This is a genomic window from Gleimia coleocanis DSM 15436 (assembly GCF_000159015.1).
GTDB lineage: Bacteria > Actinomycetota > Actinomycetes > Actinomycetales > Actinomycetaceae > Gleimia > Gleimia coleocanis.
On sequence record NZ_DS999545.1, the window covers coordinates 1 to 12,830 of the forward strand.

Annotated in this window: 11 protein-coding genes; 5 read left to right on the plus strand and 6 right to left on the minus strand. The window is 47.1% G+C overall.

Features of this window, described 5'->3' with window-relative positions; all coding sequences use genetic code 11:
* The first annotated feature begins 72 nt into the window (after nucleotides 1-72).
* Together HMPREF0044_RS04835 and HMPREF0044_RS04840 are read left to right on the plus strand one after the other, a co-directional pair.
* Nucleotides 73-1,350 (plus strand): hypothetical protein, encoded by a 1,278-nt coding sequence (locus HMPREF0044_RS04835; RefSeq protein ID WP_006547002.1) that lies wholly within the window; start codon nucleotides 73-75, stop codon nucleotides 1,348-1,350.
* A complete protein-coding gene (locus HMPREF0044_RS04840) occupies nucleotides 1,347-2,744 on the plus strand; it encodes a multicopper oxidase domain-containing protein (protein WP_006547003.1) in 1,398 nt (465 codons plus the stop codon). The genes HMPREF0044_RS04835 and HMPREF0044_RS04840 overlap by 4 nt, the downstream gene beginning before the upstream one ends.
* Nucleotides 2,745-2,826: 82 nt before the next feature.
* On the opposite strand, the gene HMPREF0044_RS04845 is transcribed toward HMPREF0044_RS04840, so the two are convergent.
* The gene (locus tag HMPREF0044_RS04845; protein WP_006547004.1) at nucleotides 2,827-3,576 is read right to left on the minus strand and encodes a CDP-alcohol phosphatidyltransferase family protein; all 750 of its coding nucleotides are present in this window, start codon (nucleotides 3,574-3,576) and stop codon (nucleotides 2,827-2,829) included.
* 150 nt (nucleotides 3,577-3,726) lie between these two features.
* A complete protein-coding gene (locus HMPREF0044_RS04850) occupies nucleotides 3,727-4,617 on the minus strand; it encodes a hypothetical protein (protein WP_006547005.1) in 891 nt (296 codons plus the stop codon).
* Nucleotides 4,618-4,730: 113 nt separating this feature from the next.
* On the opposite strand from HMPREF0044_RS04850, the gene HMPREF0044_RS04855 reads away from it, so the two are divergent.
* A complete protein-coding gene (locus HMPREF0044_RS04855; RefSeq protein ID WP_006547006.1) occupies nucleotides 4,731-6,386 on the plus strand; it encodes a class I adenylate-forming enzyme family protein in 1,656 nt (551 codons plus the stop codon).
* Nucleotides 6,387-6,494: 108 nt separating this feature from the next.
* On the opposite strand, the gene lipA is transcribed toward HMPREF0044_RS04855, so the two are convergent.
* Complete coding sequence (lipA, locus tag HMPREF0044_RS04860) at nucleotides 6,495-7,547, minus strand: lipoyl synthase (protein ID WP_006547007.1); 1,053 nt, start codon at nucleotides 7,545-7,547, stop codon at nucleotides 6,495-6,497.
* A complete protein-coding gene (lipB, locus tag HMPREF0044_RS04865) occupies nucleotides 7,548-8,249 on the minus strand; it encodes a lipoyl(octanoyl) transferase LipB (protein ID WP_006547008.1) in 702 nt (233 codons plus the stop codon).
* Nucleotides 8,250-8,596: 347 nt separating this feature from the next.
* On the opposite strand from lipB, the gene HMPREF0044_RS04870 reads away from it, so the two are divergent.
* On the plus strand, nucleotides 8,597-9,340 hold the full coding sequence (locus HMPREF0044_RS04870; RefSeq protein ID WP_006547009.1) for a GntR family transcriptional regulator: 744 nt from the start codon (nucleotides 8,597-8,599) through the stop codon (nucleotides 9,338-9,340).
* Between the two features lie 141 nt (nucleotides 9,341-9,481).
* Here HMPREF0044_RS04870 and HMPREF0044_RS04875 read toward each other — a convergent pair whose 3' ends face one another.
* Nucleotides 9,482-11,209 (minus strand): glycerol-3-phosphate dehydrogenase/oxidase, encoded by a 1,728-nt coding sequence (locus tag HMPREF0044_RS04875; RefSeq protein WP_040313031.1) that lies wholly within the window; start codon nucleotides 11,207-11,209, stop codon nucleotides 9,482-9,484.
* 231 nt (nucleotides 11,210-11,440) lie between these two features.
* On the opposite strand from HMPREF0044_RS04875, the gene HMPREF0044_RS04880 reads away from it, so the two are divergent.
* Nucleotides 11,441-12,220 (plus strand): DUF6994 family protein, encoded by a 780-nt coding sequence (locus HMPREF0044_RS04880; protein ID WP_006547011.1) that lies wholly within the window; start codon nucleotides 11,441-11,443, stop codon nucleotides 12,218-12,220.
* 66 nt (nucleotides 12,221-12,286) lie between these two features.
* Here HMPREF0044_RS04880 and HMPREF0044_RS04885 read toward each other — a convergent pair whose 3' ends face one another.
* Nucleotides 12,287-12,826 (minus strand): NADPH-dependent FMN reductase, encoded by a 540-nt coding sequence (locus HMPREF0044_RS04885; RefSeq protein WP_006547012.1) that lies wholly within the window; start codon nucleotides 12,824-12,826, stop codon nucleotides 12,287-12,289.
* Between the last annotated feature and the right edge of the window lie 4 nt (nucleotides 12,827-12,830).

Genomic DNA, 12,830 nt, shown 5'->3' on the forward strand with positions numbered 1-12,830 from the left:
GATGAGTCCGCTCCTTTATCCCTATAAGTCACCTACTAACCTCTGGTTTACTTATAAAGAAAGGATCTAAAAATGCGTAAATCCCCAGTCTACCGAATCTACAGAATCACTCTAGCCACCTGGGTTTCGCTCACCCTCATCACCACTGGCTTCACCAAACTTTTCCCCGCAACCGCAACTATCATATTCGGTCAACAAATATGGTGGCTCACCATACATATATTCACCCTAGGAGTCATTACCTCCTCCATACTCGTGTGGATCTGGCACTTCGCAATAACACTCTTACGTTACTCAAACTTCCAATCGCAACAACCCACATACCGTTTACTCACCCACAACACCGGAACCCTACTATTAGTTGCCAGCTTCACCCTCGGAAATATCTATCTCTTAATCGCCGGATACGCACTCATCATTGCCAGCTTCACCTGGCTACTCGGATCGCTTTTGCACGCCATTCACACTGCCTCTTTCCAAAGCCCACTATCCGGTGTAGTGCGCTACTATGCGCTTGCCACTGCTATTTTACTGACCGGCATAACTCTCGGACTATTTCTGGGACTTGAGAACCTTAACGCTATCTCCCTAAAAAATCGCGACGCGCTACTACTCACCCACGTTGCCGCAAATATCATATCTTTCGTTGGAATAACTATCTTCACAACCCTCGGCACCCTGCTACCGACCACCAGTCGCACCAAAGTAATCCCCCAAGCACGCGCAGTACTAACCCACGGATTCCTACCCACAATTTTCGGAGTAACTACCCTACTCGCAGGCACTTTCTACCTAAACAAACACCTTCTAATCGCCGGCACACTTATTCTCACCAGCCTATTCCTCACTCTCACCATAGTCGCGGTCCTACCGTTAAAACAAGGCGCCCACTGGGGATACCCCACCCAAACCCTGCTTTTTGGCGCATTCTGGCTAGTGGCAGGAGCTATCGGACTCACCTACCTGGCTATCTTCAACAACCCCTTCCAACTGCGCTTAGAAATAACATCACTACTACCCCTGTTGATGGTCGGTGTAGCACAAATCCTCCTCGGATCACTGGCCTACCTACTACCCATGATTATTGGACTAGGCCCAGCCCTTAAAGACACCTACCGTAAGCTGGATCAACATACGGAATTGCGAGTATTATTCCCAAACCTGAATCTAGCGTTCAGTTTCTTCCTCCCCTCTTACACCGCTGCCTGGGAATTAGGTTGGGTATTCCTTTTGGGAAATCTACTTTTCCTCAATTACCTGGTGTTACGGCAGTTACGCTCCAGACCAGCAGAGTTTACTCCTGTGCCGACTCCTGAAAATCGCCCTAACTTACTAGCGAACGGAAAATGAACATGGAAACCCAGCCTCACCAAAAACGAGCTTTCAACCTCACTCAAGCCCTAGCAACAGTCACAGCTTTCACAATGGTCGCCATTTTGTTCCTGCTGACGGGGAGTTTAAACAAAACGCCCTCGGAAATTTCTGCTACGCACCCACCCATGGTTTTTGAAATTTCTGCGCGAAATATGACTTTCTCACCCAACGTGTTGAAAGTGCCTGCAAGCGTTGCGGTAAAGATTTCCTTCACGAATCATGACACTATGGCACATGATTTGGTCGCGGAAACGGGCGTGAAAACTCCACTTTTGAAAACTGGCGAATCTGCGATTCTCGATTTAGGAGTAGTTTCTGCCCCACTGAAAGCTTGGTGTTCAGTTGCTGGGCACCGACAAGCTGGCATGGAAATACAGATTATTCCCGAGGGCGATACACTAAACTCTTCCCCTCACACTGCAACTCCTCACCATCAGAATCACAGCAATGAAACTGCTTGGAAGATCCCAGGAATGCAGGCGTTTTTACAAAATCCATCTAATGTTTATGTTGATCCGGTTCTTCCCCCAGTGAAAGTTCAAACATCAGGTAGGCCACTAACCCATCGGGTAACTCTTACAGTTACGGAAAAGAAGATTCCTATTGGTGCTGATGTTATGCGCCCCATCTGGACTTTCAACGGTGGTCCCGTTGGCCCAACTTTGCGAGGCAAAATTGGCGACAAGTTCATAGTGACTTTAAAAAATGCAGGATCAATGGCTCATTCTATTGACTTCCATGCTTCATTTTTAGCACCAGATAAGCCTATGCGTTCGATTCAGCCAGGCGAAGAACTGGTTTACGAGTTCACTGCACAAAGAGCAGGAATCTGGTTATACCACTGTTCTACTACGCCCATGTCGATGCATATTGCAGCAGGCATGTATGGGGCGGTAATTGTTGATCCTGAAGATTTGACTGCTGTGGACTATGAGTATGTGATGGTGCAGTCTGAGGTTTATTTACCGTCTGAAGATTCACCGGTTTCTGTTGAAAAACTTCAGGCGGTGCGACCTGATTTGATGGCTTTCAATGGAGTTCCCTACCAGTATCGGGTAAAACCACTTGAAGTAACTGTTGGCAGTAGGGTACGTGTTTGGATTCTAGCTGCTGGCCCGAATCTTGGAACTTCTTTCCACGTAGTGGGTTCCCAGTTCGATTCCACTTGGGCTGAAGGTAGGTACTTACTTAAAGATGGTATTGACCCAGTGACGGGCACTCATGGGAATGGTTCGCAGACGCTAGCTTTAAGTGCTGCGCAGGGTGGTTTCGTTGAGTTTACTCTACCTGAGTCTGGTAGCTACGCTTTCGTAGATCATTCAATGGTTCGCGCTGAGCAAGGTGCCGTGGGGTTATTTCACGCGAAGTAGTTTTAATACCTGCAGGATCATAAAAACGTTTGCTTGCATGAAAACCCAGTTTTTCATGCAAGCAAGCGTTAAATAAGGGTTGCTATTTTAGGCGGTCTGGACGACCTCGCCAAGTACGGATTGCAGAAGCTGCAAGAATCCATAAACCTGCAACTAACCAGGGAATAGTTACCCACAGCGGAGTAACTGGCTGGAAATAAACCAGCAGTGCGGTTGCGGGCACCCAGACCACAGCAGCCGCAGCGTTAAAAGCACGATACTGCTTCACGCGGAAAGGATGTACCCACTTCCATGGGACAACTGCCAATACTGTAAATATCACGATTACAGCCCAGTTCGTGTAAACCCCGAAGTCAAACACCCATAGAATGATTGCCACAATATTCCAAGCAGCAGGGAACCCCACAAAATACCAGTCAGCAGACTTCATCAGATTATTTGCGTAGCAGAACATTGAGGACATCAGCACCATACAGGCGGCAATAATTGGCAGGATAGAAGGTCCCAACGGCAATACTTGCGCCATAAATACTGCTGGAATGAAAGTCCAAGTGAGGTAATCTACTACGTTATCCATCATTGTGCCTGAAAACCATGGCACAACTTCAGTAACTTTAGCTTTACGAGCCATTGGGCCATCAGCTGCATCGACCACTAACGCAATCCCCAGCCACAGCCACATCATCTTGTATTCCTGGTTATAAAGCGCCAAAACTGCTAGCAGCGCCCATAGTAATCCAGTCATAGTGAAGCCGTGCACAAACCAGGCAGCTACATATCTATGCAATGGCCAGTTTAGCTGCTTTTGGACAGCATCCTTTTTAGTAGTCAAAGTATATTCTCCATCATGTTCTGGCTAAACCAGTTTTTTAAAATGCTGAATGCACTTGAAAACCTTATTTTAACCAACCTACTTCCTTAGCATATGGGATTTACCTAGTTTCCCCAACAATACGTGCGCTATCTCAAAGAAACTTTCGTTTTAAATCATTAAATCTGGCGGTGAAGTTAAGACTGTTTCCACATACTTATCCGCCTTCACACGGTAGGTTTCCCAACCAAATGTCACTAAGATAAGGACCGTAACTATCGCAATTACGTGTAACGGATAGTTGTTTCCATGCGAACCAAAGTAAAGGTAAGGCGCTATAAAAGTTACAACGGTGACGACAATACCAACCAGACGAAGCCAAAGCCGTTTTGCCGTTACCATCGTGATGATCCCCCAAGTGTACGGAATTGCTGTGCCTAAGTCGATCGCCCATAGCACTGCCAGAGACCCTTCAAATTCTTTAACGAACGTTACAGGTAACGCGCGCAGGGCGGAATAAATTAACACCACTGCGTAGGCAATAAATTTAGGCGTGGTCGCTACGCGTACAAATTTTGAGCGTTCGATAACACGTACCCCTGCATTCACAACTTGCCGATATACGCCAGCAGTGAGATGAAGCCCATCAATATCATGTAGGGATTTACGCAAAAAATCTAAGTCATCAGGATTTTTACGATTTGCTAAAAAACTTACTAGTTTAAGCGGAGAAATCCCATAGGGAGCAATAATTTGCCCTTGAGCTTCCTGCTCAGGGCCTAGTTTTTCGATAACTTCTCCATCTAACCAATCTACCCATTCCGCATATGCTTCTGCGGCCATCGGGAGTAGCCATAATTTTTCACGTTTACGTACAGAGTCACGCAGAATATAAATCAACGCGTTACGAATTGCTGGTGTATGTAGGTTCTCAACAGCTGGAAGTTCTCGAATATGCCGGTTACGCAGGTCGCTGAGCCGGTCCACGCCAGCAGCTTCTCTTACAGCATCAGGAGTGAATACGTAGTTTTCCCCAAAAGACACGTCAATAAGCAAATTCACTCTTATAACTTTAGCTGGTTCTCATTTATTTTCTTAACGTAACCACTGGAAGTGTCAGAGAAGGCAAGTTAGCAGCAAAACTCAAACAACTAACATTAGGGCATAATAATTTTATGGAGCACCCACTACCTTATGACACTTTGAATCCTATTGCGCTAGATTTTTCCCCATTAAACCTATTAGGTTCAGCGGCTATGCGCAAACCTAATAATCTACATTTAGTTGGAGTAGCTCATCCTCATACTTCGATTTTTGAAGGTAAGCTTGACTCGCAGTTTCCTCAGGATTTATTAATCACTGAACAAACAACGGTAACCCAGTCCTATGATTTAGCGTTGCGGCTTGTGACTTTACTGAAAGAACATGGGGTTTCCACCGGAGATAGAGTTGCTATTTATGGTCCTAACACTATTTGGCATCTGCTAATCCATTTTGCGTGCGCTGGTGTGAAGGCAATTTCAGTGCCTTTAGACCAGCATTATCAGCCAGATGAGCTAAATGTGGTTCTAAATGACTGTGCCCCTAAATTGGTTTTTGCTGGTCCTGCGCAAGAATCACGTTTGCTGCAGACAAATATTAAGAATGCTTTTAAAGTTATTTCACTGAGTGTTTTACCGAGCTTAGTTACATCAAGGGAGCCCGCCCTCGGAAATAATCTCCCTAATTGTAATGAAGATGTGCTGGGCACGATTATTTATACTTCTGGCACAACCAGCCATCCGAAAGGGGTGGCTTTAACCCATGCGAACCTCTGGTGGGGCTGCCGTAATTTCCGGGAGGTTTTTGAGTACTCTTCTGATTGCGTAGAAGCAGTAGTTGCGCCACTATCGCATATTGGTGGTTTTAATGGCACTACCTTAGATTTAGCGTACAGTGGCGGCACGGTAGTGGTGATTGAAGGTTTTAATGCCGAAACCGTACTCGCAGTGTTTGAGCGTTTCCGTGTGCAGATGATGTTCGGAGTACCTACGATTTATCAGCGTTTACTGAGTAGTTCCGCGTTTAATATGCGCGATTTATCAAGTTTTTCGCGCCCACTTATTGGTGGTTCCCCGTTGCCTTTACCTGTTGCTCAGAAAATGCATGAGGTGGGGTGGTTTCCTTATAACGTGTGGGGGATGACTGAGCAGTCCGCGTCGGGTACGTGTTTAACTCCGGGAATGGCATCTTTGTCTTTGAATGGTGTGGGGGTTCCTTTTCCTTTTACGCAGGTTCGCGTTGTTGATATTGAGCAGGCAGAAGCTGGGGTTTTAGTGGGTGTTCCGTCTGGCATTGTCGGTATGTTGGTGTGTGCGGGTCCGTCGGTTACGCGTGGATACTGGCAGGATGAGGGTTTGAGTGAGAGTTCTTTTATAGATGGTTGGTTGCTGACGGGCGATTTGGGTTTTGTGGATGGTAATGGTGTGATTCAGTTTGTTGCGCGAGCTTCGGACACTGTTATGACGGGTGGTGAAAAGGTTTTACCTGAGCCTGTTGCGGAGGTTTTGCGGACTATGCCGGGTGTGCGTGACGCGCAGGTTGTGGGGATAGCTGATGACGAGTGGGGTCAGGCGGTGGCGGCGGTTTTGCTTCCAAATTTAGATTTTCCGGAGGGCGTTGCTTTAAACTCATTTTCTGATTCTGAGGTGTTGGCTTTGGTACGTGACTATGCGGGTCAGTATTTGGCACGCTATAAGTTGCCTCGGGCTATTCGTGTTGTGGAGTCTTTTCCTGTGTCTTCAAATGGGAAGGTGTCTAAGCTGGGGCTGCAAGATTTATTCTCTAGCTGATTTTGAGCACATTTGAGTACGAGCTTTCGCTTGTGATGTAGTAGGTTATAAATTTAAAAAGTCATATGCGAGGTTGTGTTCGCATATGACTTTTTAGTGTTGGACGCGTCAGGCTTTTTTATTTGTCAGTGCCGCGCGTGCATCTAGACGTGCTTGTACTGCTTCAGCTTCTTGATGGGCTGCTCCCTGAGAGGCGAAGGCTACTAACTCGTTGAACTGTGGGGGGATTTCACGACCGAATTTTTGCATAACTTCAACCCAGAGTTTGCCGGAGCGGTATGATGAGCGTACTAATGGGCCAGACATACATGCGGGGAATCCCAGTTCATACGCGAGGTCACGTAGTTCAATAAATTCCTGTGGTTTTACCCAACGATCGATTGGGTGGTGTAGCGGGGAGGGGCGTAGGTACTGTGTGATGGTAAGTATGTCGCAACCTGCTTCCAGCAGATCTCGCATGGTTTGTTCGATTTCTTCACGGGTTTCGCCGAGCCCTAAGATTAAGTTGGACTTGGTGACGATGCCAGCATCTTTCGCTGCTCGGATAGCTGCTAAGGAACGTTCGTAGCGGAATGCTGGGCGAATTATTTTCATTAGGCGCGGCACAGTTTCTATATTATGTGCGAATACCTGAGGGCCGGAGTCGAAGACTTCTTGTAGCGCGTTTATATCGCCTTTAAAGTCATCTACCAGTAGTTCTACACCAGTTCCGGGCATGCGTGCGTGAATTTCACGGGTGGATTGCGCGTATAGCCAGGAAGCTCCGTCTGGTAGGTCGTCTCTAGCTACGCCGGTAATGGTTACGTATCGTAAACCGAGTTCTTGTACGGATTCTGCAAGGCGGCGTGGTTCGTCTTGGTCGTATCCTTCGGGACGCCCGGTTGCGATATCGCAGAATGCGCAGCGTCGGGTGCATATTGCGCCTCCGATTAGGAAGGATGCTTCGCGATCTTCCCAACACTCGTAGATGTTTGGACAGTTTGCTTCGGCGCAGACTGTGTTAAGGGAGCCGCGTTTTACTAGCCCACGCATTTCTTGGTAGTTTGGTCCGTTTGAGACACGGGTTTTTAACCAGTCTGGGTGTTCTTCACGTGGTACCTGCTGGTTACGAGCTTCGATACGTAGGAGTTTGCGGCCTTCTGGTTGTGGTAGCGTGGACATTTAGGCTTCCTTTCCAGTCTGGCTGGGGGTTTGCTGGATTTGCGCTGATGCGTCTAGCTGGTCACCGACGGTTGCCCATAGGAGTGGGCGGAGGTGTTCGTTGAGTTTTTTTACGAGTGCGTCAGCAGCTTCTTGAAGTGTGGTGGTAATGCCTTCTTGTTGGAGTGAAGTGACTCCGGCGTCATTGAGTCCGCAGGGAATAATTCCTGTGAAAGCGTTGTCAAAGTTGGGGTAGAGATTTAGTGCTAGCCCGTGCATGGTTGTATTTTGGGCTACTTTGAGTCCCAGTGCGCAGATTTTACGGTCGGGGTTACGCATCCATACTCCCGCGCGTCCTTCGATGATTTCTACTGGTAGGTTCCAGGTATCGCGAATAGCTTCCACTACGGCTGCTTCTACGGCTCGTATGTATTTAATGCGATCTACTGGTTCACCGAGTCGCACAATTGGGTAGATTACAAGTTGTCCTGGCCCGTGCCAGGTAACTGATCCTCCCCGGTCTACTTCAATTACGGGAAGGTCGGTGTTTAGTATATCTTCTGGTTTTGTGCGTCGACCCGCAGTGTATGTGGGTTCAAATTCTACGATTATTAGGGTGTCGTCGACTTCTCTGTCTCTGACTTTTTGGAAAGTTTCACGTTGGATACGGTCGCCTTCTAGATAGGGTGTGTACCCGTTAGAAAGTAGGTTTAGTTGTCGCACAGATTTAAGTTTATCTAGGTATCGGAAATATTTCCTAGCGGGATTGTATGCAGGGCATGCAGATTCTGTCACATTCGTGACATCTATTAACTTCGTTTATATTGACGTAGCCCGGAAGTAAGTTCTAGATTTTCGTTTGTATTTATAGGGAAAGTACGATATTTTAATATATACAGGTTAACTTGATATCTGGTTTACATAAATAGTTTTATGAGGTTTATTGCGTTTGCAAGTTTTGCGTTCACAATCCCTTCTCTCCATATTAACAAATAACGCACCATCAAATACTTTTGTATTACTAATAGCGTAGAGTTCTGCTCTATTAACAAAACAGGAGATAGACTTACATGGAGACCCCCTTCCAGCTTGAGGTCAACATCGACCGAGACTCAACTATTCCGCTCTACCAACAGATTGTAGACCCGTTCGAAGACGCAATCGCACAAGGTTTGGTATCCCCGGGACAGCTAGTGGAAGACGAAATCTCCATGGCGAAGCGACTAGACGTCTCCCGACCAACCTTACGTCGTGCCCTTCAGGAACTCGTGAACCGTGGCTTACTAGTTCGTCGCCGAGGTATCGGCACTCGCGTAGCGCCATCTCAGATTCACCGTCCCGTCGAGCTTAGTTCGCTTAACCATGACTTAGTTGAAGCTGGCTACACTCCGTCAACACGTGTAACCTCCTACCAGGTAGTCCCCTCCAGCGATGAAGTCGCTAAAGACCTGGGCATAAATCCTGGCGAAGGCACTTTGCACGTGATTCGCATTCGTAGCATTGACGACCGTCCACTTGCGATTCTACGTAACTATCTGCCACTAGATATCGCTCCTTCCTGGGGGGAACTGCACGAAAAAGGACTATACGAATGCTTCGCCCCACGGGATATTAAAGTGGCATCTGCAAATCAAACTATCGGTACTCGCCCTGCTACCGAAGAAGAAGCAGAAATGCTAAAAGTTGCAGTTGGCTCACCTGTGTTAACCATGGATCGCATTGCCTTCACTAAGGAAGGACGCGTAGTTGAACTGGGTAACCACGTTTACAACCCAGAACTCTACAGTTTCCGATTCACCGTTTTCACTAACTAAGTAACATACTAAAAGTTGTGCCCCCATAAAGTTTATGGGGGCACAACTTTTTTAAAACTTATAGGCAACCACTCATTGGGATATGAATTTCATGAGTATAAATTCAACAACTCATACACGAATGAGGATTCCCACCTGAATTTAGCCTACGCTTTCCAACGGCGTAACATCTCCGTGGCGCCCACGAACCGCCTGCGCTTCAGCCTCTTCAGAAATCAATAAAGCAGCTTCCTCAGCTTCACAGCGAGCCTGATAAGCAGCCATCTCAGCCTGTTTTTTAGCATCATCCCAGCTCAGCAACTCCGCCATAAGATCAGCGATTTCCGGCAGGGCCGACAAACCGCGATCACGGTGTTCATAAGTCAAACGCGTACGATGACACATTACGTCTTCGATATGCAATGCGCCCTCGTGAGTAACCCCGAAAGCAATTTCTGCACGCAAGTATTCTGGTGCGCCCACTAACTCGCCCGCTAAACCAGGATCAGCATCAATAGAATCCAACAACAAGTGAATATCGTCTCCGTAACGGTCCAGCATATCTTCAATATGATCAACACTTAAACCAGACTTAGCTGCCAATTCCGCACGCTGATTCCACAGAGCATGATAGCCCACAGCACCACGTAGTGGCGTGGTCTTAGTAAGTGAAGGACGACGTTTTACTTCGTCCCTACCCAATGCGAAGTTAACTGCATCTTCAGCCATAGCCCGATAGGTAGTTAGCTTACCACCCGCAATAATAATCAGCCCCGGCACTGCTTCCGTAACCGTATGTTCACGCGAAACCTTAGTGGACTTTGTAGAATCCCCATCTTTTGTGCCCGGTTGTAACAGAGGACGCAATCCCGCGTAATAACCGATAATGTCATCGCGTGTCAAAGGATTCGCCAGAACCTGGTTAGCCTGATCCAGGATGTAATCAACATCAGTAGCGTTAGCAACTGGGTGGCGGAAATCTTCCACATACTTCGTGTCAGTAGTTCCGATAATCCAGTAACGCTTCCAAGGAATAATAAAGAGCACAGACTTTTCAGTACGAGCAAACATACCGACTTTTCCATTAATACGATCTTTTGGAACGACAATATGAATACCCTTTGAAGCCAATACTTTCAACCCGCCTTCTGTTCCCCCGAGTTTTTCGGTTTCTTCCGTCCAAACACCGGTTGCGTTAATGATTTGTTTAGTAGGAACAACGTATTCCGCGCCGGTTTCAAGGTCTTTAAGTGTCGCTGAAACAATCCGACCATTTTCCTTATTCATGGCAATTACTTGAGTACGATTCGCCGCACGCGCACCGTATTCCACTGCAGAACGCACCAGATTTAGTACCAATCGAGAGTCATCAACGCGAGCATCATAGTAGACCATTGCGCCAATGAGGGCATCCTGACGTAAGTCCGGAACAAGTTCCAACGCTCCCTGTTTACTGTAATGTTTTTGAATTGGCACTGAACCACGATGTGCTATCTGCGCCATTACGTCATAAAGACCCACACCTGCAGTTGAGTAAGCACGTTCAATAACTGGCTGTTTAAACGGCCAGAGCAATGGCATTTTCTTTACCAAGTGAGGTGCGGTAGTTTCTAATAAAAGACCACGTTCTGTAAGAGCTTCGTGCACTAACTTAAAATCCATCTGGTAGAGGTACCGCAGCCCACCGTGGACGAGTTTGGAGGAACGTGATGAAGTTCCAGACGACCAGTCTTGAGCTTCAACGATACCGGTTTTAAGCCCTCTTAGTGCAGCGTCATAAGCGATTCCAGCTCCAGTTACGCCACCGCCAATCACTAACAAATCAACGCCTTTAGTCATTTCTTCAAGGGCATTTTGGCGAGTTTGCGCATTCATTACTGCTTGACTCATGGTAACTCCTTTGTTCGTTTCCGGGTCTTTAGTCTGATTTTTTACTAGACCTGTTAGTTTAACTAAACCCGGTTTTGAACTTTCGTGCAATCTCTGGGGCATACGTGCAGTTTCGTGAGCTAAATACGCAACGATGGTCGCACGTAATTTTTAGGTTTTCTCTATCGTTTTCCGCGAAACCATAGTTATCATCTTGAGTAATATACTGAAATAAAACACAGGAAGAAAACCATGTTCACCCAAACAGAACTACTAACCCCCATTCCCACCCCAAACGGAAACAAGCACTGCGACGACTGGGAACTAAACGAATATTTTTACCAACACTACTGGCCAGACTTAACCGCCACTAAAACCCCCATCCGTTTCAGCGGGGAAACCATCCTAAGCTTCAAGACCAGCGGAGGGGCTTTAATTCGCGCCCTCGAAAACTATCTATGGGGAAAAGGAGAACCCGTCCATTCCCCCATGCCTGCCTATCACGATGACAGAATCAGAAGAGTCAGCCAACTCTTTGAGAACCATCCCACCCATTTCCACAACCACACAGAAGAAATAGCGCAACTACTGGCACATATGACAATCTTTCGTCAACGCACACACTGCCTAGCAAACTTCATGCCCCTACCTATACTAAGCTCACCATCTTTAAACCAAACTAAAGGAAAAGCACCATACCACGATTTCCCCGACCTATTTTTCAAAGAAATCCAACGATACTACACGCAACACAACCACTCTGACCCGCAATGCGCCTGGGAACAAAACCAATCATACTTTGACTTATTTGCAAACTTTGACGCCTTCGTCGAAACAAACTACCTGAAAGCCTACACGGAAGTTCAAATCGCTCCTGATTCACAAAGCATATTTTGGAAACTACTGAGACGACCCGTAAACGTGATCATTACTGATAAGAACCTAAACGCTACACTCACCCAATTTAACGCGTTATTTCAACTCGCATCCGCAACTATCGAAGCGCGAGCAAGCCAACTAAACGAAGCGTAAACCACCCTAAAATAAAATGCGAGCCACCCACAAAGGGCGGCTCGCACCAGTTAAGTAATGACTAAATCACTTAGTCAGAGCTTCCAAAGCATCCAGAACTGCAGCCACGTTTTCTACCTGGCCTGCAGCTGGCTGGTAAGCACCTTCAACCCATTCGGTACCCAGGTTGAATTCAAGTGCCTGTTCAACCTGCTTCATCTGCAGGGTGTCAACAACCTGACGCCATGCGGAAACAGCCAGCTTACCACCGGACCAAGAGTAACCTGCGAATGCGATTGGCTTGCCAGCCCATTCAGGTGCCAAGTGGTCAAAAGCGTTCTTGAATGCACCTGGAACAGAGTGGTTGTATTCTGGGGTAACGAATACAAATGCGTCGCAAGCATCAACCTTAGCGGACCATGCGCGAACAACTTCATCTTCGTAGTTCTTTTCCAGAGCCATTGGGATGCCTTCGCTGTCAAGTACTGGCAGTGCGAAGTCAGCCAGGTCAATCAGTTCGTATTCGAAACCGGTTTCACGCTGTGCGCCCTGTTCGAGCAGCCACTTAGCCAGGGTTTCACCGTTACGGCCCTTACGGATGGTGCCAAGAACGATACCGATCTTCATAACA

Coding starts and splice junctions, on each gene's coding strand:
- HMPREF0044_RS04835 (WP_006547002.1), top strand. CDS start 73: ATGCGTAAATCCCCAGTCTACCGAATCTACAGAATCACTCTAGCCACC.
- HMPREF0044_RS04880 (WP_006547011.1), top strand. CDS start 11,441: ATGTTCACCCAAACAGAACTACTAACCCCCATTCCCACCCCAAACGGA.
- HMPREF0044_RS04870 (WP_006547009.1), top strand. CDS start 8,597: ATGGAGACCCCCTTCCAGCTTGAGGTCAACATCGACCGAGACTCAACT.
- lipA (WP_006547007.1), bottom strand. CDS start 7,547: ATGTCCACGCTACCACAACCAGAAGGCCGCAAACTCCTACGTATCGAA.
- HMPREF0044_RS04855 (WP_006547006.1), top strand. CDS start 4,731: ATGGAGCACCCACTACCTTATGACACTTTGAATCCTATTGCGCTAGAT.
- HMPREF0044_RS04840 (WP_006547003.1), top strand. CDS start 1,347: ATGAACATGGAAACCCAGCCTCACCAAAAACGAGCTTTCAACCTCACT.
- HMPREF0044_RS04885 (WP_006547012.1), bottom strand. CDS start 12,826: ATGAAGATCGGTATCGTTCTTGGCACCATCCGTAAGGGCCGTAACGGT.
- HMPREF0044_RS04875 (WP_040313031.1), bottom strand. CDS start 11,209: ATGAGTCAAGCAGTAATGAATGCGCAAACTCGCCAAAATGCCCTTGAA.